This is a genomic window from Microbispora sp. NPDC004025 (genome assembly GCF_053604425.1).
Genome location: NZ_JBSGHN010000001.1, coordinates 874,436 through 895,892, shown reverse-complemented (window position 1 = coordinate 895,892; position 21,457 = coordinate 874,436). Strand labels below are relative to the sequence as shown.

Annotated in this window: 15 protein-coding genes; 4 read left to right on the top strand and 11 right to left on the bottom strand. The window is 71.7% G+C overall.

All coding sequences use genetic code 11. The annotated features are described in order from the left end of the window. Nucleotides 1-40: 40 nt before the first annotated feature. Nucleotides 41-1,471, bottom strand: a complete 1,431-nt coding sequence (locus ACWEQG_RS04350; protein ID WP_452281611.1) for a M1 family metallopeptidase — start codon at nt 1,469-1,471, stop codon at nt 41-43. A gap of 31 nt (nt 1,472-1,502) precedes the next feature. Next, complete coding sequence (locus tag ACWEQG_RS04345) at nt 1,503-4,331, bottom strand: M14 family zinc carboxypeptidase (protein WP_452281609.1); 2,829 nt, start codon at nt 4,329-4,331, stop codon at nt 1,503-1,505. Nucleotides 4,332-4,657: 326 nt separating this feature from the next. Here ACWEQG_RS04345 and ACWEQG_RS04340 point away from each other — a divergent pair, with 326 nt between their 5' ends. Next, the gene (locus ACWEQG_RS04340; RefSeq protein WP_452281607.1) at nt 4,658-6,319 is read left to right on the top strand and encodes a serine/threonine-protein kinase; all 1,662 of its coding nucleotides are present in this window, start codon (nt 4,658-4,660) and stop codon (nt 6,317-6,319) included. 93 nt (nt 6,320-6,412) lie between these two features. Continuing rightward, nucleotides 6,413-8,020, top strand: a complete 1,608-nt coding sequence (locus tag ACWEQG_RS04335) for a serine/threonine-protein kinase (RefSeq protein ID WP_452281605.1) — start codon at nt 6,413-6,415, stop codon at nt 8,018-8,020. A gap of 9 nt (nt 8,021-8,029) precedes the next feature. Here the strand turns inward: ACWEQG_RS04335 and ACWEQG_RS04330 are convergent, their stop codons facing one another. The 3 genes from ACWEQG_RS04330 to ACWEQG_RS04320 are packed head-to-tail and all read right to left on the bottom strand — an operon-like array spanning nt 8,030 to nt 9,931. After that, nucleotides 8,030-8,959 carry an RluA family pseudouridine synthase gene (locus ACWEQG_RS04330; protein WP_363466967.1) on the bottom strand — a complete coding sequence of 310 codons (930 nt, stop codon included), beginning with the start codon at nt 8,957-8,959 and terminating at the stop codon, nt 8,030-8,032. After that, nucleotides 8,952-9,563 carry a signal peptidase II gene (lspA, locus tag ACWEQG_RS04325; protein WP_452281603.1) on the bottom strand — a complete coding sequence of 204 codons (612 nt, stop codon included), beginning with the start codon at nt 9,561-9,563 and terminating at the stop codon, nt 8,952-8,954. Before lspA ends, ACWEQG_RS04330 begins: the two co-directional genes overlap by 8 nt. Then, on the bottom strand, nt 9,536-9,931 hold the full coding sequence (locus ACWEQG_RS04320) for a TraR/DksA family transcriptional regulator (protein ID WP_169978451.1): 396 nt from the start codon (nt 9,929-9,931) through the stop codon (nt 9,536-9,538). The genes lspA and ACWEQG_RS04320 overlap by 28 nt, the downstream gene beginning before the upstream one ends. A gap of 587 nt (nt 9,932-10,518) precedes the next feature. Here ACWEQG_RS04320 and ileS point away from each other — a divergent pair. Next, complete coding sequence (gene ileS, locus ACWEQG_RS04315; RefSeq protein WP_452281601.1) at nt 10,519-13,677, top strand: isoleucine--tRNA ligase; 3,159 nt, start codon at nt 10,519-10,521, stop codon at nt 13,675-13,677. Between the two features lie 255 nt (nt 13,678-13,932). Further along, on the top strand, nt 13,933-15,507 hold the full coding sequence (locus ACWEQG_RS04310) for a GMC family oxidoreductase (RefSeq protein WP_452281599.1): 1,575 nt from the start codon (nt 13,933-13,935) through the stop codon (nt 15,505-15,507). A gap of 14 nt (nt 15,508-15,521) precedes the next feature. Here the strand turns inward: ACWEQG_RS04310 and ACWEQG_RS04305 are convergent, their stop codons facing one another. The 6 genes from ACWEQG_RS04305 to ftsZ all read right to left on the bottom strand — a co-directional run bounded on the left by ACWEQG_RS04305 (nt 15,522) and on the right by ftsZ (nt 21,214). Continuing rightward, nucleotides 15,522-17,021: a hypothetical protein gene (locus ACWEQG_RS04305; protein WP_452281597.1), complete on the bottom strand. Its 1,500-nt coding sequence runs from the start codon at nt 17,019-17,021 to the stop codon at nt 15,522-15,524. A 45-nt stretch (nt 17,022-17,066) separates the two neighbouring features. Further along, complete coding sequence (locus ACWEQG_RS04300; RefSeq protein ID WP_142568625.1) at nt 17,067-17,930, bottom strand: DivIVA domain-containing protein; 864 nt, start codon at nt 17,928-17,930, stop codon at nt 17,067-17,069. A 49-nt stretch (nt 17,931-17,979) separates the two neighbouring features. Next, the gene (locus tag ACWEQG_RS04295; protein WP_205829672.1) at nt 17,980-18,246 is read right to left on the bottom strand and encodes a YggT family protein; all 267 of its coding nucleotides are present in this window, start codon (nt 18,244-18,246) and stop codon (nt 17,980-17,982) included. Between the two features lie 104 nt (nt 18,247-18,350). Continuing rightward, nucleotides 18,351-18,878, bottom strand: coding sequence for a cell division protein SepF (locus tag ACWEQG_RS04290; protein WP_363466953.1), 528 nt, complete (start codon nt 18,876-18,878; stop codon nt 18,351-18,353). A 134-nt stretch (nt 18,879-19,012) separates the two neighbouring features. Then, nucleotides 19,013-19,717, bottom strand: a complete 705-nt coding sequence (locus ACWEQG_RS04285; RefSeq protein WP_363466989.1) for a YggS family pyridoxal phosphate-dependent enzyme — start codon at nt 19,715-19,717, stop codon at nt 19,013-19,015. Nucleotides 19,718-19,744: 27 nt separating this feature from the next. After that, a complete protein-coding gene (gene ftsZ / locus ACWEQG_RS04280; protein WP_452281595.1) occupies nt 19,745-21,214 on the bottom strand; it encodes a cell division protein FtsZ in 1,470 nt (489 codons plus the stop codon). Between the last annotated feature and the right edge of the window lie 243 nt (nt 21,215-21,457).

The following is a 21,457-nucleotide window of genomic DNA, read 5'->3' as shown; positions in this document are numbered from 1 at the left end:
GAACCGGCGGCTCCCGCGAACGGGAGCCGCCGGTGAGGGGTCACCAGGAGGCGGGCTTGCCCTTCTGGAACAGCCACACGTCGAAGAACGCCTTCAGGTCCATGCCCGAGACCTTCTCCGCCGCCGCGACGAACTCGGCGGTGCTCGTGTTGCCGTACCGGTGCCGAGCCGCCCAGTCCTTGATGAGCGTGAAGAACGCGGCGTCGCCGATCTTGCCGCGCAGCGCGTGCAGCGTCATCGCGCCGCGGTTGTACGGCACGTTGCCGAACATGTCCTCGGGGCCGGGGTCGGCCGTGACGATCTGCCAGAACGACGAGGTCGCCGCCCGGCCGTAGTTGCTCGCGCCGCTGAACGTCTGCTGGGCGGTGGCGCCTCCGGTGTGCTCGGTCCACAGCCAGGTCGCGTACGTCGCGAAGCCCTCGTTCAGCCAGATGTCGGACCACTTGCCGACGCTCACGCTGTCGCCGTACCACTGGTGTGCGAGCTCGTGCGCCATCGTGCCGACGCTGGGCGCGCTGGAGAAGATCGGCTTGGTCTGGCTCTCCAGGGCGTAGCCGACGTTCGGCGCGCGGTCGATGATGGCGCCCGCCTGGTTGAAGGGGTACGGCCCGAAGATCGAGGAGAAGTACTCCAGGATGTCGGGGATCCGGGCGACGGCCGCGGCCGACTGGGTCACCAGACGCGGGTCCACGGCCGTGTAGACCGGGATGCCGCTCGGCGTGGTCGTCTCGGTCACGACGAAGTTCCCCAGGGTCACCGTGGCGAGGTAGGTCGCCATCGGCTCGGCCGAGTCCCACACGAACGTCGTCTTGCCGTTCGCGGTCGTCTTGGACACCAGGCGGCCGTTGCCGACCACCGTGACACCCTCGGGAACCGTCGCCCGGAAGGTGAACGTCGCCTTGTCGGCGGGGCTGTCGTTGGAGGGCAGCCACGCCGGCGCGCCCTGCGGCTCGCCCGGCACGAAGACGCCGTCGTCGGTGGGCACCCAGCCCTCGATCGAGCCGTCGGGGTCGGTGATGACCGGCGGCGTCCCGGTGTACGTCACCGTGACGGTGAAAGTCTCCCCTGTCTTCAGCTTCGGCCGCGGCGTGACGATGAGCTCCTGCCCGTCCCGCCGGTAGCCGGCCGGGTGCTTGCCCACTGTCAGCGATGTGATCTCCGGGCCCTGGAAGTCCAGGTCGAACTGGTCGAGGTCCTGGGTGGCGACCGCGGTGATCACCGTCGTGGCGTCCATGACCTTGGTTGCGGGGTCGTAGGAGAACGTGACGTCGTAGTGCCGCACGTCGTAGCCGCCGTTGCCCTGGTCGGGGAAGTACGGGTCGCCGAGCGAGGGGGCGCCCGCGGAGTAGCGCGGCTCCCCGGGGTTGCCGGGGGCCGCGAGAGCCGTGGTCGTCTGGGTCGCGGTCAGCAGCGCGGCCGCGAGCGCGGCGCCGCCGATCCGCGCCGCCCGGCGCGAACGGGACGATGTCATGTGTGTTCCTTTCGGTGGGGTCAGGCGAGGGTCAGGCGACGACGGAGCGGAGCGGGATGCCCGCCGCGCCGAGATCGCGGACCAGGTCGCGGACGAACGGGTGCTCGTCGGCGGACAGGCCGTCGGGGTTCGGGATCGTGACGTAGGACGAGCCGTCCGCGGACGCGGTCAGCGCCGTGTCCGTGTAGCGCTCGACCACCGCGCGGGTCCGCGCCAGATCGGCGTCCGCCACCTGGATGACGATCGGCCGCCACTCACCGCCGAGGTTCGGCGGCTCCTCCGTCGCCGCCGCGGCGACGCGCAGCGGATCCGGGGCCGGGGCGATTCGCTGCTTGGCCTGCGGCGACGCCTGCGACGCGCCTGCCGGATACAGCAGCGCGTTGGCGAGCAGGTGGATGCCGTTCTCGTTATACGCCCTGAACAGCGGGTTGTAGGCGAACAGCACGGCGTGTCCGGCGCCGGTCGGCTCGTCGACCAGGGAGACGGTGCCCTTGAGCGCCTCGGCGCCCACGGTGTAGCCGTTGGACCAGAACGTGTCGTCGGAGGGGTAGGTGAGCACGTTGACCCCGGTCTGGCTGGGGCTGAGGATCGGGTCGCCGTTGTTGAACTGGAAGTCCTCCGCCGGGCGGCCGAGGGACACCTGGGTGCCGGGGGTCACGTCCACCCGGAAGTGCGAGCCGATGACCTGGTAGCCGGTCGGCTTGGCCTTCTCGGTCGTGGAGGTGAGGCCGGCGGCCCTGGCGACGCGGGTGCCCTCGTTGCGCAGCCCGACGTACGTGCCGCCCGCGGCCACCCACTGCCTGAGGTTGGCCAGGCCCTGCGCCGTGAGCCCGCCGTTGGAGCTGCTGCCGTCCGGGACGAGCAGGACGGTCCGCCCGGTGAAGGCCGGGGTGTTGCCGTTGACGTCGGCCGTCGTCACCGGCTTGAGGTCGAGACCCCAGCGGTCGCCGAGCACGTAGCGGGCCTCGCCGTACGACCCGGAGGTGGTGGAGACGCCGGTGCCGGCGAACAGGCCGACGTCGGGCGCGCGCAGCGCGGCGCCGGAGGCCGGGGCGGCGCGGCCCTCGACCGTCACGCCCAGCGAACGGGCGAGCTTGTCCAGCTCGCCGCGGTTCGTCGCCGCGGCGGGCAGGCCGACGACGCCGCTGCCGGCGTCACGCGTGAGCGGCACGCCCGCGCCGAGCAGCCGGAAGGTCAGCTCGGAGGCGGCGGCCGAGTCCATCGGGTAGGAGTACGACCCGCCCCGGGGCGCGGCGGAGACCACGCCGCCCTCGACGTCCTTGACGAGGTCGGCCTTCGGCGACAGGGCGTCGCCGGTGGAGATGGCGTTCACGCCCGCGAGCAGCGGGTTGCTCCACGAGGAGACGTCGTAGAAGTAGGGGAACGGGACGTACGGGTCCTCTCCCATGACCGCCTGGATCCAGTGCTTCTGCGGCTGGTCCATCGGGATCCAGTAGGCCCCCTCGGGGACGGTCACGCCACTGGCCGTCCGGCCGCCGAAGACCCGCGCGGAGGGCACCTTGACGGGCTTGCTCACCCGGTAGACCTCGACGTCCATTCGGCGCAGCCGCTCGACCAACCGGCGCACGTCGCCGAGCTGCCGGTCGGGCAGCAGGAAGTAGGACCGGACCGTCACGTCGGGCACCGGGAACCGGACCGTGTTGGACGGCTGGACGACCTCGTTCGGCTCCAGCGTGCCCGCGGCCCCCTCGGCGAGCGCGGTCCGCCAGATGGAGTAGTAGCCGTCCAGGATCTCGCGCCGGTTGTCGGCGGCCCAGCCGGTCGTCGCCCACTGGGTGTCGAACTGCTGCTGCACCCGGTCCTCGACCGCCGACGAGCTGCCCTTCTCGAACGTCATCCCGGCGGCGCCGAAGCCGGCGGCCGGGACGCTGTCGCCGTAGCCCATGTAGAACAGGTCGTAGGTCGCGTAGTTGAAGTAGCACTCGGTGGTGACCGCGCCGCCGCAGGCGCCGTTGTAGCCGAAGCCCGCGGCGTTCGCCGCGCCGATGCGGTTGATCCAGTCCACCGGCTGGTCGGGGATCTCATGGTGGATCGGGTCGGCGTTGGGCGGGAAGAAGTACTGCCGCCCGCCCATCTCGTGCGCGTCGACGAAGACCTGCGGCGGGAACCGGCGGAGCATCTCGATCTTGCCGTCGGTCTCCGGCTGGGTGCGGGCGAACCAGTCCCGGTTGAGGTCGAAGCCGTACTCGTTCTGCCTGCGGCTCGCGTCGCGGCCGTCCGGGTTCTGGGTCGGGATGATGACCGTGACCAGGTTGTCGTTGCGCTTGGCGACATCGCAGGACAGGCCGCCGGCCAGCTCGTACAGCGTCTTGAGGGCGGCGTCGGCGCCGCTCTTCTCGCCGCCGTGGACGTTCCCGGCGATCCACACGATGGCGGGCGAGCCGGCGGCGATGCGCGCCGCCTTGTCCGCCTTCAGCGACCTCGGGTCGCGCAGCGAGCGGATCTGGTCCGCGATCTTCTTGAGCTGCCCCGGGACCATGTTGTGGGAGTCGGACACGATGGCGTACGGCAGCTCCTGGCCGGTCACGCTGTGCGCCACCGTGCCCGTGACCACGCGGTCCGAGGCGCCCGCCACGGCGTCCACGTACTTCTTGATCTCTTCGGTCGTGAGCACCCGGGGCTGCCCCTTGCCCAGCGGGAAGCCGAAGAACTGCTCCGGAGCGGGCACTGCGGCCAGGTGGGCGTCCGGGTCGGTGCCGCACCGTGCGGGCGCCTTGCCGGCCGGGTCGGCCTGCGCGGGGGACGCCGGCGTCAGCGTGAGCGCGGCCGACACCAGGACCGCGGCGCCGAGCGCCATGCCGTAGGGGGATCTTCCGCACAACGTCGTGCGTAACCGCATCTCGCCTCCAGGCGGGGGACGGGGGATGTCTCGGGGGGAGCACCGGTTCGGGAAACGACAAAGTCACTGCGGACAGTATTAGAAGGGAATAAACCGGACAAGGCGCGCGAAATATAACCGCACCGCGACGGAAAGTGTGAGAAGTCACGTTTTCGCATGTCGTCGCGCCACTGCCTGACCGAATCCCTCTTATATAACGTCCGATAACAAGTGGGCATCGGGTTCGCCCGTCGTTCACCGCGCGCTTCCTCCGGTCCCGCCGGGTTCGGGGCGGACGGCCGCACGCCCGCCTGTGGGACCATTCAGAAGATTTGGAGGAGGACAGGGTGGACGAGGAGCGTCGGGTGGCGGGCAGGTACCACCTGCTCGAACCGATCGGCCGCGGGGGCATGGGCGTCGTCTGGCGCGCCCACGACGATCTGCTCGACCGCACGGTGGCCGTGAAAGAGGTGCTCTACCACCCCACCTCGGAAGAGGACAGGGAGACCTTCAACCGGCGCACCATCCGGGAGGCGCGGGCGGCCGGCCGCATCGACCACCCGAACGTCGTCGTCGTCCACGACGTGATCGAGGAGGACGGCCGTCCCTGGATCGTGATGCAGCTGGTGCAGTCGCGGTCGCTGGGCCAGGTGCTGCGCGACCAGGGCCCGCTCCCGCCCGCCCGGGTCGCCGCGATCGGCCTGCAGGTGCTCGACGCGCTGTGCACCGCGCACGCCGCGGGAGTGCTCCACCGGGACGTCAAGCCGGAGAACGTGCTGCTCAACGGAGAGACCCGGGTGGTGCTCACCGACTTCGGCATCGCGACGATGCCGGAGGAGGCCGGGCTGACCATGACCGGCGGCATCACCGGCACCCCCGCGTTCATGCCCCCGGAGCGGCTGAACGGTCACCCCGCGACCCCCGAGTCCGACCTGTGGTCCCTCGGCGCCACGCTGTACGCGGCGGTCGAGGGCAGAACCCCGTTCGACCGCAACTCCCCCGTGGCCACGATGGCGGCCATCCTGCACGACGATCCCGCCCCGCCCCTGCGGGCGGGCGCACTGACGCCGGCGCTCGAGGGCCTGCTGCGCAAGGACCCCGCCCGGCGCATCGGCGCGGCCGAGGCCGCCGCCCTGCTCAACGCGGCCCTGTCGGCCGGGCAGGAGCCCGTTCCCCCGGGACCCGGGCCCCAGCCCGGCCCCTGGAGTCAGAGCCCGACCGGCCCCCCTCCGCCGTACGGCGCCCATCCGTACGGCGCGCACACCGCACCGGGCGCGCGCCCCGCGAGGCGCGGCTCCGCCGGCAGAGTGGCGCTGTTCGTCCTGTTACCGCTGCTGCTCGTGGCCCTCGCCGCGGGCGGCTGGTACGGCTACAGCACGCGGACCGGCGGCGGGACCGCCGCCGAGGACCTCACGCCGACGGACTACGGCCCCACCTCGGGCTCGGATCCCACCTCGGGCGACGCCGAGCCGACACCGGAACCCTCGGAGACACCGACCGAGGAGCCGTCGGAGGAACCGTCCGAGGAACCCTCCCCGGAACCCCCCACGCCGACGGCGGCCGCGCTGCCCGCCGGCTGGAAGGTCCACCGCGACCGGCTCGGCTTCTCGATCGCCCTGCCCTCCGGCTGGGTCCCGTACAGCAGGGAGGCCACCCGGGTGCGCTTCCACCACCCGAGCGGGCGTGACTACCTGCAGGTGGACCTGACCCCGTGGGAGACCACCGATCCGATGGCCGCGGTGCGCACGGTGGAGGCGGCCTCGACCAAGAAGGGGTACCTGCGCGACTACGAGCGCATCGGCGTCACGGACACGGAATACCTCGGCGTGCCCGCCGCGGACTGGGAGTTCACGCACAGGACCGACGCCGGCAGGGTGCGGGTGCTCGACCGCGCCTTCAGGCTCGACGACGGCCGCTGCGTCGCCCTCTACTGGCAGGTCGCCGACTCCCGATGGACTTCCGGTTTGTCCTATTTTCGCGTCTTCGAGCGTACCTTCCGACCGAAATAACGATTCGGTTAAGATCCGCAGGTCAAGGGAGATTTCGTCCCCGAAGAGCAATGATGTCGCATGCGTTCGCCCAAGTGGGGTAGCGCGACAATCATGGCTGAAGCGCAGACCTCCGAACGTGTCGTGGCAGGACGCTATCGCCTGATCGAGCCGCTGGGGCGGGGCGGCATGGGCACCGTGTGGCGAGCCGTCGACCAGGTGCTCGAACGGGAGGTCGCCGTCAAGGAGCTGCTCGCCTCAGCCGAGCTCACCGGCCCGGAGCGGGAGGTCTTCACCATCAGGACCTTCCGCGAGGCCAGGGCCGCCGGACGGTTGAGCCATCCGAGCGTGGCGGCAGTGTACGACGCGTTCGAGGAGAACGGCTACCCCTGGATCGTCCTCGAACTGATCCCGTCCCGGACGCTGGGGTCGGTCATCCGCGACGAGGGCCCCCTGCCGCCCCGGCGGGTGGCGGAGATCGGGTCGCAGGTGCTGGCCGCGCTGCGCGTCGCCCACGCGAACGGTGTGCTGCACCGGGACGTCAAGCCCGACAACGTGCTGCTCGCCGACGACGGCCGGGTCGTGCTGACGGACTTCGGCATCGCCGCGATGGAGGACGACTCGCCGGTCACCCGCACCGGCATGCTGATCGGCACCCCGGCGTTCATCGCCCCGGAGCGGGCGGCGGGCCGGCAGGCGCAGCGGGCGTCGGACCTGTGGTCGCTCGGGGTGACGCTGTTCCTGGCCGTCGAGGGGCGCTCGCCGTTCAACCGCGGCCACGCGCTGGCGACGCTGGCCGCGGTCATGTACGAGGAGGCCGGCCCGATGCACAACGCCGGCCCGCTGGCGCCGGTCATCGAGGGCCTGCTGGTCAAGGACCCGGACCACAGGGTAAGCGCGGACTACGCCGCGCAGCATCTGCACGCCGTGGCCACCGGCCAGGTGACCGGCCCGGTCGTGCCGCGCCCGCGGCAGCCGCCCAGGCTCGCCCGGCTGATGCCCGGGTTCGAGAGCACCGCCCCGACTCCCGCGCCCACTCCCGCGTCTCTCCCCGGGATCACCCCGGCGCCGACCCCGGTCCCCGCCCACGTGCTGGTGGAGGGACGCCGCAGCCCCTGGGCGCTGGCGGCGGGCTCGGGGGCCCTCGTCGCGCTGGTCGGCCTGGCGGCGGGCGCCGTCGCGTTCGCCACCGCCCGGCCTCCGGCCGACCCCCGGGGGACCACCGTGGTGAGCACGCCCACGGTGACGGTCTTCGCGACCAAGACCCCCGAGGCCGTCACGACCGCCGAGGCCGCCAAGAGCGGCAGGCGGACCGAGAGCCGAGGGGCGGAAAGGAAGACGGCCACCCAGCCGGTGGCGAATCCCGGGGGCGGGCAGCGCCCGGACCACCGCGGCGGGCCCGGGAACAGGTTCGCAGAAGACTCCACCTCCGGGACCGGCGGCGCGAAGCCCAAGGAGAAGCCCAAGGGGAAGCCCGACGGGGCCGCGTCCAAGCCCAAGGGCTCCGGCCAGGCGAACCACCCCGGCAACGGGCCGGGCAACGGATCGAGCAAGGGGAAGCCCTCCACACCCAAGTCCGGGAAGGGCGGCGGATCCGTCGCGCCGACCCAGGGCAAGAGTGGAGGCCCGGGAAAAGGCGAGGGCCACACGGCCACCACGGACGAGGACACCGCTGACATCCCCGACGGCTACACCCAGCCGGAGCACGACTGGGGGGCGTGACAGGTCCCGTCAGCCCTCGTCCGCGAGGATCTCCAGCGCGCGGGCCAGGTCGCCGGGGTAGTCGCTGGTGAAGGTCATCCACTCCCCCGTCGCCGGGTGCTCGAACGACAGCGAGACGGCGTGCAGCCACTGCCGGCTCACGCCGAGACGGGCGGCGAGGGTGGGGTCGGCGCCGTACAGCAGGTCGCCCACGCACGGATGCCGGAGCGCGGCCATGTGCACCCGGATCTGGTGCGTCCTGCCGGTCTCCAGCTTGATGTCGAGCAGCGACGCCGCCCGGAACGCCTCGATCGTGTCGTAGTGCGTGACCGAGTCCTTGCCTCCGGCCACCACCGCGAAGCGCCCGTCGCCCGACGGATGCCGGTCGATCGGCGCGTCCACGGTGCCGCGCAGCGGGTCCATGTGCCCCTGGACGAGCGCGTGGTAACGCTTGTCGACGGTGCGCTCCTTGAACGCCCGCTTGAGGTGGGAGTAGGCCCGCTCGCTCTTGGCGACGACCATCACGCCGGTGGTGTTGGCGTCGAGCCGGTGGACGATGCCCTGGCGCTCGGCCGCGCCGCTCGTGGACACCCGGTGGCCGGCGCCGAGCAGGCCGCCGATCACGGTGGGGCCGGTCCAGCCGACGGTCGGATGCGCCGCGACGCCGATCGGCTTGCTCACGACGACGACGTCGTCGTCCTCGTGCAGGATCGTCATGCCCGGGACGGGCTCGGCCACGGGCATCGGCGCCGCGGGGGGCGGCGGGATCGTGACGTCCAGCCAGGCCCCGGCGTGGACGCGATCGGACTTCGCCGGGACGGCGCCGTCGACCAGCACGTCCCCCGAGGCGATCAGTTCGGCCGCGCGGGTGCGGGAGAAGCCGAACAGCCGGGCCAGGGCGGCGTCGAGACGCTCGCCCTCCAGACCGTCGGGGACGGGCAGGCTGCGCTGGTCACCCATCGGCCCGCTCCCCCGCCCGCTCGCCGGCCTGCTTGTCCGTGTGCTCCTCGTCCTGCTCCTCCGTCTGGCGAGTGCCGTCGATCTGGTAGCCGCGCCAGGCGAGGAACACGGCGAGCACGCCGCCGCACACGATGGCCGAGTCGGCGACGTTGAACACCGGGAACCGGGTGACGGGGAACACCTGGATGAAGTCGACCACGTGCCCCTGGAACGGCGCCGGCGACCGGAAGACGCGGTCGGTCAGGTTGCCGACCGCGCCGCCCAGCAGCAGGCCGAGCGTGATCGCCCAGGGCAGGCTGCGCAACTGCCGCGCCGTACGCACGATCGCGACGACGACGGCCAGCGCGATCACCGTGAACACGATCGTCATGCCGGTGCCGATGCTGAAGGCGGCGCCGGCGTTGCGGATCACGGTCAGCACGAGCGCGCCGGGAACGACGGTGAGCGGCTCCTCGTGCTCCAGGAACTCCACGACCAGGAACTTGCTGACCTGGTCGAGCACGTAGACGATCGAGGCCAGGACGGCGAGAAGGGCGATCCTCCGCGCCCGGTCGGGCCTCGCGGGGACCGAGCCGCTCAGCGGCGCTCCTCCCGCTGCTTGCACGCTACGCACAGCGTCGCTCTCGGGAATGCCCTCAGGCGCTCCTTGCCGATCGGCTTGTGGCACGATTCGCACTCTCCGTAAGTCCCTGCCTCGACGCGGGCGATCGCCCGCTCGTTCTGCGCGAGCAGGTCGCGCGCATTCAGGGTAAGGGCGATCTCACGCTCACGCTCATACGTCTTGGCCCCGGCATCGGCCGGATCGTCCCCCGCGCCCTGGCTCACGTCACCGGACGCGAGCTGTTCCTCCGCCCTCGCGATGTCGGCGCGCAACTCCTCGATCTCGTGCCGCAGCCGCTCCCGGACCTCGGCGAGCTCCTCCTCGGACCAGACGTCCTCACCGATGGCGGTTCTCGCCGTGCGCGTCGTCATTGCGGGCCTCCCCTTCGCCCAGGAACCCTTCGAGCCCGTGCCCCTCGGGCAGGGCGCACATCGGGCCGGTCCGGGCAGAATAAGTCGCCGATAACGGATCGGCAACGGACTCGCCGAGGCTTTTACCCCACCCGTACCCGGATGGCATATTCGGCTGGCTCCTCCTCGTCGCCCTCTATTTCGATCTTTTGTCGCGTCTGGTGCCGCCGGCGTCCTCCCCCGTATTCCCGCGACGAGCCGCGTCTCACCCGGATCGTCGCCCGCATATCGGGAAGCCCTCACGGCCGGGTTGCGTTATCGTCTTAGTCTGCAAGGCGTTGATGGGGACGAGTACCTCCGCATCCGCCCGCTCAGCGACCCGGGGACGGTGTGAGCCCGGGGCGGGCCGCAGAGGGAAGATCACCCCGGAGCCGCCGGAGGAAAGGCCGTCCCGGCCGAGTAGAACCGGCAGCGGAGAGAAACGAGAGGGCGCCCGCCACCGGCCGGGCGTCAAGAAGGGTGGTACCGCGGAGCCGTTCGGCGGCTTCGTCCCTTCACGCCATGTCAGCAGCGCTGTCACAGCCACCGCGTGGAGGTTCCGCCCGACGATGTCTTCCCATCACTTCCGCTCACTTCCCGCGCAGGTCGACCTGCCGGCCCTCGAGCACGAGGTCCTCGAACGCTGGCGGGACGGGAAGGTCTTCGAGCGCTCGCTGGAGCAGAACGCCGACGGCCCGTCCTGGGTGTTCTACGAGGGCCCGCCCACCGCCAACGGCATGCCCGGCGTGCACCACGTCGAGGCCCGCGTCTTCAAGGACGTCTTCCCCCGCTACAAGTCGATGCGCGGCTACCACGTCCCCCGCAAGGCCGGCTGGGACTGCCACGGCCTGCCCGTCGAGGTCGCCGTCGAGAAGGAACTCGGCCTGTCCGGCAAGCCCGAGATCGAGTCGTACGGCATCGCCGAGTTCAACGCGCGCTGCCGCGAGTCGGTGCTGCGGCACGTGGACGCGTTCGAGGAGATGACCGAGCGGATGGGCTACTGGGTCGACATGTCCCAGGCCTACCGCACCATGGACCCCCAGTACGTCGAGGCCGTCTGGTGGTCGCTCAAGGTCGTCTGGGACAAGGGCCTGCTGTTCCGCGACCACCGCATCACGCCGTACTGCCCCCGTTGCGGCACCGGCCTGTCCGACCACGAGCTCGGCCAGCCCGGCGGCTACGAGACCGTCTCCAGCCCGTCGGTGTACGTGCGGATGCCCGTCGTGTCCGGCCCGCTGGCCGAGCTGAACGCCTCGCTGCTGATCTGGACCACCACGCCCTGGACCCTGGTGTCCAACACCGCGGTCGCCGTGCACCCCGACGTGACGTACGTCGCGGCCCGGCGCGGGGACGAGGTGCTCGTGGTGGCCGAGCCGCTGCTGCGGCGGGTCCTCGGCGAGGACGCCGAGGTGCTGGCCACTTTCAAGGGCTCCGAGCTGGAGCACACCGCCTACCGGCGCCCCTTCGACCTGGTCGACATCGAGGGCGCCCACTACGTCGTGCTCGGCACGTACGTCACGGTCGAGGACGGCACCGGCCTGGTCCACCAGGCCCCCGCCTTCGGCGCCGACGACATGACGGTCTGCAAGCGGTACGGCCTGCCCGTGGTCAACCCGATCGGCCCGGACGGGCGTTTCCTGCCGGACGTGCCGTTCGTGGGCGGCCTGTTCTTCAAGGACGCCGACGAGCCGCTCACCGACAACCTCCGCGAGCGCGGCCTGCTGTTCCGCGGCGAGCACTTCGAGCACAGCTACCCGCACTGCTGGCGCTGCCACACCCCGCTGCTCTACTACGCGCTGCCGTCCTGGTACATCAGGACCACGGAGATCAAGGACCGGCTCCTCGCGGAGAACGAGCGCACCAACTGGTTCCCCGAGACCATCAAGCACGGCCGGTACGGCGAGTGGCTCCGTAACAACGTCGACTGGGCGCTGTCGCGGTCCCGCTACTGGGGCACGCCGCTGCCGCTGTGGGTCTGCTCCCGGGACGAGGAGCACGTCACCTGCGTCGGCTCGCTGGAGGAGCTGGGCGAGCTGGCGGGCCGCGACCTGACCGCGCTCGACCCGCACCGCCCGTACGTCGACGACGTGACCTTCCCCTGCCCGTCGTGTCAGGCGGAGGCCCGGCGCGTGCCCGACGTGATCGACGTCTGGTACGACTCGGGTGCCATGCCGTTCGCCCAGTGGGGCGCGCCGCTGGTCAACAAGGAGGTCTTCGAGAGCTCCTTCCCCGGCCAGTTCATCTGCGAGGCGATCGACCAGACCCGCGGCTGGTTCTACTCGATGATGACCGTCGGCACGCTGGTGTTCGGCCGGTCGTCGTACGAGAACGTGCTCTGCCTCGGCCTGATCCTCGCCGAGGACGGCCGCAAGATGAGCAAGCACCTGGGCAACGTGCTGCGGCCGATGCCGCTGATGGACCAGCACGGCGCCGACGCCCTGCGCTGGTACATGGCCACCTCCGGCTCCCCCTGGGCTCCGCGCAGGATCGGCCACGCGGCGCTGGAGGAGATCGTCCGGAAGGTCCTGCTGACCTACTGGAACACCGCGTCGTTCTTCACGCTCTACGCCAACGCCGAGTCGTGGTCCCCCTCTCGGGTGGCCGAGGCCCCGGCGTACGCCGAGCGGCCGCTGATCGACCGGTGGGCGCTGGCGGAGCTGCACCGCACGGTGGCCGAGGTCACCGCGTCCATGGAGGAGTTCGACACCGCCCGGGCCGGCCGTCGGCTGACCGAGTTCCTGGACGACCTGTCCAACTGGTACGTCCGCCGCTCGCGCCGCCGCTTCTGGTCCGGCGAGGTGTCGGCCTTCGCGACGCTGTACGAGTGCCTGGAGACCGTCACCCGGCTCATGGCCCCGCTGGTGCCGTTCCTCACCGACTACCTGTGGGACGTGCTGCGCGACCCGGACGCCCCGGCGTCGGTGCACCTGGCCACCTGGCCCGAGGTGGACACCGCGCTGCTCGACCCCGAGCTGTCGGAGCGGATGGCGCTGGTGCGCCGCCTGGTCGAGCTGGGCCGTTCGGCCCGCGCGTCCTCGTCGGTCAAGACCCGCCAGCCGCTCGGCCGGGCGCTGGTCGGCGCCCCCGGCTGGGCCGCGCTCCCCGGCGAGCTGCGTGAGCTGATCGCCGACGAGCTCAACGTCCAGCGGCTGGAGGACCTGTCCGGGTTCTCCGCCGACCTGGTGACGTTCACGGTCAAGCCCAACTTCCGCAGCCTCGGCAAGCGGTTCGGCTCGCAGACCAAGCTCGTCGCCTCCGCCGTGTCGGCGGCCGACCCGGCGGCGCTGGCCCGGGCCCTGCGCTCGGGCGGGACCGCGACGGTCGAGGCCGGGGAGCTGGGCACGGTGGAGCTGGGCGCGGACGACGTGATCGTGACCGAGCAGCCCAAGTCGGGCTGGGCCGTGGAGACCGGCGCGGTGGACACCGGCACCGGCGAGACCGTGGCCCTGGACCTGGCGATCACCGACGAACTGCGCCGGGCCGGCCTGGTCCGCGACGTGGTCCGGCTCGTCCAGGAGGCCCGCAAGTCTACCGGGCTGTCCATCACCGACCGCATCGACCTGTGGTGGTCGGCCGAGGGCGAGCTGGCCGAGGCGCTGCGCGGAGCCGCAGGCGCCGTGGCCGACGAGGTGCTCGCCTCCCGGATCGCGGAAGGCGCCCCGGACGAGGACCTGCCGGTCCACGAGGACGCCGACCTCGGCCTGTCCTTCCGCCTGCGCAAGGCCTGAGCCGGGCTGTCGCCCGATGTCACCGGGGCCGGTCCACCGGCCCCGGTGACACCAAGAGTCGCCTCTTCTCCTATCAAACTGCGGCCTTGTGTTGTCTCCCGCCGGAACTTATTGTCATGAATCGAGTCAACGCTGACTCCTTCTCGACAGCACGGTTCCGACCAGCACGGTTCGACCAGCACGGTTCTGACCAGCACGGGTCCGACAGCACGGGTGCGACGGCCTGTCACAGCCGATCGACGAGATGAGGAGACGGTGGGCAGCTACGACTACGTCGTGATCGGGGCAGGGTCGGCGGGGGCCGTGGTGGCCGGGCGCCTGACGCGGGACCCGGCGGTCAAGGTCCTCCTCATCGAGGCCGGCGGCTCCGGACGTCATCCGAACGTCCGGATCCCCGCCGCCTTCGCCAAACAGTTCAGGACCAGGCACGACTGGGAGTTCTACACGGAGCCGGAACCGCATCTGGGCGGGCGCGTCCTCTACCACCCGCGCGGGAAGATGCTGGGCGGCTGCAGCGGCCAGAACGCGATGATCTACATCCGCGGCCACCGTTCCGACTACGACGGCTGGGCCGCGAACGGTGCGACCGGCTGGTCCTACGACGAGGTGCTGCCGCTGTTCAAGCGGGCCGAGCGCAACTCACGCGGCCCCGGCGAGTACCACGGCGCCGACGGGCCGCTGTACGTCGAAGACCCTCGTTCGCCGAACGAACTGAGCGAACGTCTCGTGGCGGCCATGGTCGGCACCGGCATCCCGCGCAACGACGACTTCAACGGCGCCGAGCAGGTGGGCGCCGGGCTGTATCAGCTGACCCAGCGCCGCGGGCAGCGCTGGACCACCGCGGACGGTTACCTGCGTCCCGCGCGCAAGCGCCCGAACCTGACGGTGCTCACCGACACCCACGTCCTCAGACTGCGCGTCGAGGGCGGACGCGCGACCGGTGTCGAGGTCGTCCGCGCGGGCAGACGCGAGTCCTACCGGGCCGAGCGTGAAGTCGTGCTGTCGGCCGGCGCGTTCAACACCCCCCAGCTGCTGATGCTGTCGGGCATCGGACCGGCCGACCACCTGGCCGAGCACGGGATCCCGGTGGTGGTGGACAACCCCAACGTCGGCGCCCACCTGATGGACCACCCGATGTCCATGGTCGTCTTCGAGACGACGGCCAAGGGAACACTCGCCGGCGCCCAGTCACCGGTGCAACTGCTCGACTACCTGGTGCGGCGCCGCGGCCTGCTGACGTCCAACATCGGCGAGGCCGGGGCGTTCTTCCACACCCGCTCGGGCGACGACGCGCCGTACATGCAGTTCATCGCCGCGCCGGGCTACTTCTACAACCACGGGTTCACCTCCTACGCGCGCCCGGCGTTCAGCATCGGCTGCTCCATGGTCGGCGCGTCCAGCACCGGCCGTGTGCGGCTGCGCAGCGCCGACCCGCGGGAGAAGGTGGCGATCACGTTCAACTACCTCGCGGAACCGGAGGACATGGAGGCGATGGTCACGGCCGTCGAGCGGGCCCGCGAGGTGGCGGCGGCCGGGCCGCTGCGGGGGTTCCTCGGCAGGGAACTGCACCCCGGGGCGCACATCCTGAAGCGGGACCGGCTCGAGGAGGACGTCCGCCGGACGGTGGAGCACACCTACCATCCGGCCTGCACCGCCCGCATCGGCACCGAGACCGGCGGCGTGGTCGATCCCGAACTGCGGGTGCACGGCGTGTCCGGCCTGCGCGTCGTCGACGCGTCCGTCTTCCCCCGCATCCCGCACGGCAACACCCACGCGCCGACCGTGATGGTCGCGGAGCGGGCGGTGGACCTTCTCCGCGCCGCCCGCTGAGCGGCGCCCCGGCTCTACTCGGTGGTGGCCTTCTCGCTGCCGCCCGCCTCGTCGGCGTCGGCCGCGGCCGCTCCGGGACGTGCCGGGCCGGAGGTGGAGCCGGCCGAGGCCGCGAATCCGGCGCGCCCGGATTCGCGGGTCTCTGCCGGCTCCACCGGCTCTCCGGTCCCCGCGGGCGGGGACGTGGGGGCGTCCGCACCGGGGCCGCCCTTGTTTTGGGAGGTCTGGTCCTGGGAGGTCTGGTCGTCACGGTCCTGCGCGTCGTCCCCGGCCGTGTTTCCATCGGGGTCGCCGTCCCCGGACGACGGGGCGTCCTTGGCCGCGTCGGCGGCCGTGGACCGTGCGGAATCCCACGGCAGGGGGACCCTGCCGGGCCTGAACCAGTCGTGCTCCGCGGTGTCGGTGATCGACTCGTCCGTCTCGTCGTCCGTCGGGCCCTGCGCCGATCCCGCCGCCGGCGGAGACCAGGCCGGTGCGGACCATGACGTGGCGGAGGGCGAGGACGGCGGTGTGGCGGCGGCGGGTCCCGGCGCGGGAGCATCGGCGTCGGCGTCGGACGGCCGCGCACCGCTCCGGCCGAACCAGTCCACCGGTGTGTGCCCGTCGTCCTCGGCGCCGGCGTCGGCCTCCGGGCCCCCGGGCGCGTCCGCCTCGCCGGTCGTCTCGCCGGACGCCTTCCGCGGCGTCTCAGGGGACTCTTCACGCTCTTCGTCACCGGACTGCGTGTCCTCGGACTGCGTGTCCTCCGACTGCGCGGGCGGAACGGGCGACTCGGGCAGGCGCGGCCCCGGGACGCCGGGCTGAGAAAGCCGCGCGATGGGCGGCTCCGGGTCAGCGGGCGTGGGACGGGTCGGTTCCCTGCCGGTCGTGCCGGTGGTCCCGGCCGCGGGCGTGGTGGTCGTGGGAGCGGCCTCCTCCGGCTCGGCCACACGGGCGGAGGCCTCGGGGAGGCAGGTGGTGCAGGGAGTGAAGCCCTCCTCGCGGGCCTCCTCGTGGGTCAGCTCCTCGGTCTCCCGCCCGGCGAGCTGACGGCAGGTGGCCAGGTGGAAGCGCTTGCGCCCGGGGATCACGAGGACGATCGCGTCGGGGGCGAGGCCGCGCCCCGGGGCGGCCGGGGGCCGCATGATCGGTCCCGTCCGCTGGGGCGGCGGGGACGGGAAGGTCTGGGGGGGCAGTGCCCCGTGATGCGTGACCGGCGGTGCCGCCACCATGGGCGTCGCCACCGGATGCGCCGGTGCCCCGGCGAGAGCTCCGCCGTACGCCCCGCTCACGGCACCGGCGTGCGCGAGCTGGGGCACGGACGAACCCGGGGGGGTGGGAGCCGTTCCCTCGGCGGCACGCCCGCCGGCCGGGAACAGCTCGTGGCGCCTCAGCAGTGCTCCGATCAGCAGGCAGACCGCCGACAGCACGCTGACGACGATCGACCACATCACGAGAGGGGGTGTCCCCAGCACGACGCCCGCGATGAGCAGGACGATTGCGGCGAGGACCAGTGCGGCACTGATGAGGATCACGGGGGGTTCTCCGAGCTATCGGGTCCCTGTGGGACCCGCCACTGCTTACCGGCGGTCGTTGTGGGGGCCGTCGGGACCGGGGAAGGCGCCGGAGTGCTGCGAGGGCTCCTGTCCGAACGGGTTGGGGGCGGCGCCCATCTGCTGGGGACCGGGGGCGACGGCGTGGGCCATGGCCGGGGCGGCGCCCACGATCGGGAAGCCTCCGCTGCCCTCACCGGCGACGTTCAGCTCGGCGAGCTGGTTCTCCAGGTAGAGCTTGAGGCGGCTGCGGTACTCGCGCTCGAAGCTGCGCAGCTCCTCGACCTTGCGCTCCAGCTCGTCGCGGGTCTGCACCAGGGTGCCCATGGCCTGACGGTGCCGCTCCTGCGCGTCGCGCTCAAGCGTCTCGGCGCGCGCGCGGGCGTCGCCGATGATCTGCTCGGCCTGACGGCGGGCCTTGCCGAGGATGTCGTCGGCCTCGCGCCGGGCGCGGGTCACGGTCTCGTCCGCCTCACGACGGGCGTCGGCGATCGCCTGGTCGGCCGTCTGCTGGGCGAGGGCGAGCACGCGGGCCGCGGTGTCCATGTTGTCCTCGGCGGGCGGCAGGCCCATGCCGACGGGCACCGGCTCGGGGCGGGCCGGCTCCGGAGGCTTGATCGGCTCCGGCTGGGGGGCCATCATCTCGGGCTTCGGCTCGGCCACCGGAGCGGGAGCCATCTGCATGGAGCCGGGCATGCCCATGCCCCCGGGGACCTTGCCCCTGAGGCACTCGGCCAGCTTCGCGCGGAGTTCCTCGTTCTCCTGGATGAGACGGTCCAACTCGGCCTCGACCTCGTCGAGGAACGCGTCGACCTCCTCCTCGTCGTACCCCGGCCTCAGCCGGGTGGTACTGAACTGCTTGTTCCGCACATCGGCGGGCGTCAACGGCATTTGGGTCTCCTTGGCGCGCTTGGAGTCTGTCCGGTCGGACGGTACCCGATCAACGAAGCGCGTTCACGACTTGGATCAAGACCAAAACCACAATGAACAGCACTGTGAAGCTCAGGTCAAAGGCCACCGTACCCAACCTGAGGGGCGGAATGAAACGGCGGAGGAACTTGAGAGGCGGGTCAGTCACTGTGTAAACGACCTCCGCCAGCACCAGGACGACCCCGGTGGGCCGCCAGGCGCGGGCGAACGCCTGCACCGTATCTATGATCATTCTGCCGATCAGCAGAACCAGGAAGAGGGTCAGGGCGATGACCAAGATCTCGCTAATGATCCCCACAGTCGAGCCCCGCCTCCCCTCGGTCCAGCCGTCCTCGGGCCGCACGGGCGCCGCTCAGCCGGTCACTGTTCATGTATGGAACTCTAGCTCTGGTTGAAGAAGCCGCGTTCCGCGATTCTGGCCTTGTCCTCGGCGGTCACCTCAACGTTGGCGGGGGACAACAGGAACACCTTGTTGGTAACACGTTCGATGCTGCCGTGTAGGCCAAAGACGAGACCTGCCGCGAAATCGACAAGGCGCTTGGCGTCGCTGTCGACCATTTCTGTCAGATTCATGATGACCGGCGTGCCCTCGCGGAAGTGCTCGCCGATCGTCCGCGCCTCGTTGTACGTGCGGGGATGCAGGGTGGTGATACGCGCCAGATCGGTCGTACGGCGCTCCAGCACGGTCGTGGGGGGACGCGGAGCGGGGACGGCCGTCTCGGTGTCGTCCTCGCGCTCCAGGGGCCCGGAGTGCGTACCCGAGGGGGCGGCGAAGCCGCGCCGCGGCGACTCGTACTCCTCGTCGCCGTACTCCTCGTCGGTGCCGTACTCTGCCGCGTACCTGTCTTCGTAGCGGTCGTCCTCCACGAGACCGAGGTAGACCGCCATCTTGCGCATCGCGCCGGCCATCGCTCGTCGTCCTCCGCGTTACTGGTGCCTTCAAGGTCCCTTCGGAAGGCCAGGGCGGTAGCCGTACCCCCCTTTGAGCTCACCGCTGATCGACCTCTACCTGAGCGCGGACACCATGGTCCACTTGGGGGACATTACCTGACGAAGGGCTTTCTGCGGCCGAGCAACGCCGTACCGACTCGCAGGTGTGTCGCGCCGTTCATCACAGCCTGAGGGATGTCTCCACTCATTCCGGCCGATATCACGTCCGCGGCGGGATGTTCCTCGCGCACGCGCTCGGCGACGGCGCGGAGCCGGGCGAACGCGGCGGCCGGGTCCTCCCCCAGCGGGGCGACCGCCATGACCCCCCGCAGGCGCAGCCCCTCCGCCTTGGCGACGAGCCCGGCGAGCGCCGGCACCTCCTCCGGCGCGACGCCGCCCCGCCCGGCCCCGTCGCCCAGCCCGACCTGGACGAGGCAGTCCACCTCGCGCCCCGCGCGTACGGCCTCGCGGCTGAGCGCGTCCACCAGGCGGGAGCGGTCCACCGAGTGGACCATGTGGGCGTAGGAGACGACGGAGCGGGCCTTGTTGGACTGCAGCTGGCCGATGAAGTGCCAGGTGAGGCCGAGGCCGGCGCACTCGGCCGCCTTGGCCGCGGCCTCCTGGTCGCGGTTCTCGCCGACGTGCGACACACCCAGTTCCGCGAGCAGCCGCACGTCGGAGGCCGGGTACGTCTTCGTCACCGCGATCAGGGTGATCTCCGACCGCGACCGGCCCGCGGCCCGGCAGGCGTCCTCGACACGCCGCTCCACCTCGGCCAGGGCCGCGGCCAGCTCCTCGCGCCGGTCACCCACGGACAGCGCCCCCGGCCGTACGAACGGTCGGCGTCACTTGAGGAAGTCCGGTACGTCGAGCTCCTCCTCCTGCTCCTCGAACACCACCGGGCGCCGGGGACCCGGCTGCGCGGTCCTGGAGGTGATCGGAGTCGGCGGCTCGGGAGCGGGGCGCGGGATCGACAGCGGCCCGGTGACGCCCTGGTCGCGTCCGCCGTCGGCCTGCGCGTCGCGCGGGAACGGCGTGACGGCGTCGGCCTGCTGCGCCTGCGGCGCGGACGCCGCCTGCTGGACCGGCTGGCTCACGGGCTGGGCCTGCGGCGGCGCGGCGTTCACCGGCTGCGCGTTCACCGGCAGCTGGGTCACCGGCGGCGCGGTGTTCACCGGCTGCGCGGTGTTCACCGGGTGCGCCTGCGCGGGCTGTGCCGTGCCCGCCGTGCCGCTCACCGGCCGTACCGGCGGCTGCGCGGGCTCCGGCTTGGCCGGGGCGGGCGCGGGCCGGGCCGGCGGCGCGGCCTGCGCGGGCCGGGACGACTGCTGCGGCCGCGACAGCGGCGCGGCCGCCGGCTTGGCCGGCGCGGGCTCGTCGAACCCGGCCGCGATGACCGTGACCCGCACCTCGTCGCCGAGCGCGTCGTCGATGACCGTGCCGAAGATGATGTTGGCGTCGGGCGCGGCGGCGTTGCTGACGAGCTGCGCCGCCTCGTTGATCTCGAACAGGCCCAGGTCGGAGCCGCCCGCGATGGACAGCAGCACGCCGTGGGCGCCGTCGATGCTCGCCTCCAGCAGCGGGCTGGAGACCGCCATCTCGGCGGCGGCGACCGACCGGTCGTCGCCCCTGGCATGGCCGATGCCCATGAGGGCCGAGCCCGCCCCGGACATGACCGACTTCACGTCGGCGAAGTCCAGGTTGATCAGACCGGGCGTGGTGATGAGGTCGGTGATGCCCTGCACACCGGACAGCAGCACCTGGTCGGCGGCCTTGAACGCGTCGAGCACGCTCACCTGGCGGTCGGAGATCGACAGCAGCCGGTCGTTCGGAATGACGATCAGCGTGTCGACCTCCTCGCGGAGGGTCTCGATGCCGGCCTCGGCCTGCATGGCCCGGCGCTTGCCCTCGAAGCTGAAGGGCCGGGTGACCACGCCGATCGTCAGGGCGCCGAGCGAACGGGCGATGCTGGCCACGACCGGCGCGCCGCCGGTCCCGGTGCCGCCGCCCTCGCCCGCGGTCACGAAGACCATGTCGGCGCCCTTGAGGACCTCCTCGATCTCCTCCCGGTGGTCCTCGGCGGCCTTGCGGCCGACCTCGGGGTTGGCGCCCGCGCCGAGGCCTCGCGTGAGCTCGCGCCCCACGTCGAGCTTCACGTCGGCGTCACTCATCAGCAGCGCCTGGGCGTCAGTGTTTATGGCGATGAACTCGACGCCCTTGAGTCCCTCTTCGATCATCCGGTTGACGGCGTTCACTCCGCCGCCGCCGATGCCGACGACCTTGATGACCGCGAGGTAGTTCTGCGGTGCTGCCACGACGAGGGGCCTTTCCGCTCGTTTGCGTTTCATGCGGGCGGGGCCCGCGTGTCTTCTGAACTCTCACCCTCAAGTTGAGATTTAGAGTTATGTCAACCTGAGGATTGATACGGACAGTAGGGTTGCGCATCCCCCAGGGTCAACTAACCGCGCCGCAAGGCCGTCCGGCGTGTCGCGGGCTGTCCTATTCGCACGATGCCCCGCCCTGAGCCGGATTCGGATCATGCGTTCCCGGCCCGTGAG

Coding starts and splice junctions, on each gene's coding strand:
- ACWEQG_RS04320 (WP_169978451.1), bottom strand. CDS start 9,931: ATGACGACGCGCACGGCGAGAACCGCCATCGGTGAGGACGTCTGGTCC.
- ACWEQG_RS04330 (WP_363466967.1), bottom strand. CDS start 8,959: ATGGGTGACCAGCGCAGCCTGCCCGTCCCCGACGGTCTGGAGGGCGAG.
- ileS (WP_452281601.1), top strand. CDS start 10,519: ATGTCTTCCCATCACTTCCGCTCACTTCCCGCGCAGGTCGACCTGCCG.
- ACWEQG_RS04350 (WP_452281611.1), bottom strand. CDS start 1,471: ATGACATCGTCCCGTTCGCGCCGGGCGGCGCGGATCGGCGGCGCCGCG.
- ACWEQG_RS04290 (WP_363466953.1), bottom strand. CDS start 18,878: ATGGCCGGCGCGATGCGCAAGATGGCGGTCTACCTCGGTCTCGTGGAG.
- ACWEQG_RS04345 (WP_452281609.1), bottom strand. CDS start 4,331: ATGCGGTTACGCACGACGTTGTGCGGAAGATCCCCCTACGGCATGGCG.
- ACWEQG_RS04335 (WP_452281605.1), top strand. CDS start 6,413: ATGGCTGAAGCGCAGACCTCCGAACGTGTCGTGGCAGGACGCTATCGC.
- ACWEQG_RS04300 (WP_142568625.1), bottom strand. CDS start 17,930: ATGCCGTTGACGCCCGCCGATGTGCGGAACAAGCAGTTCAGTACCACC.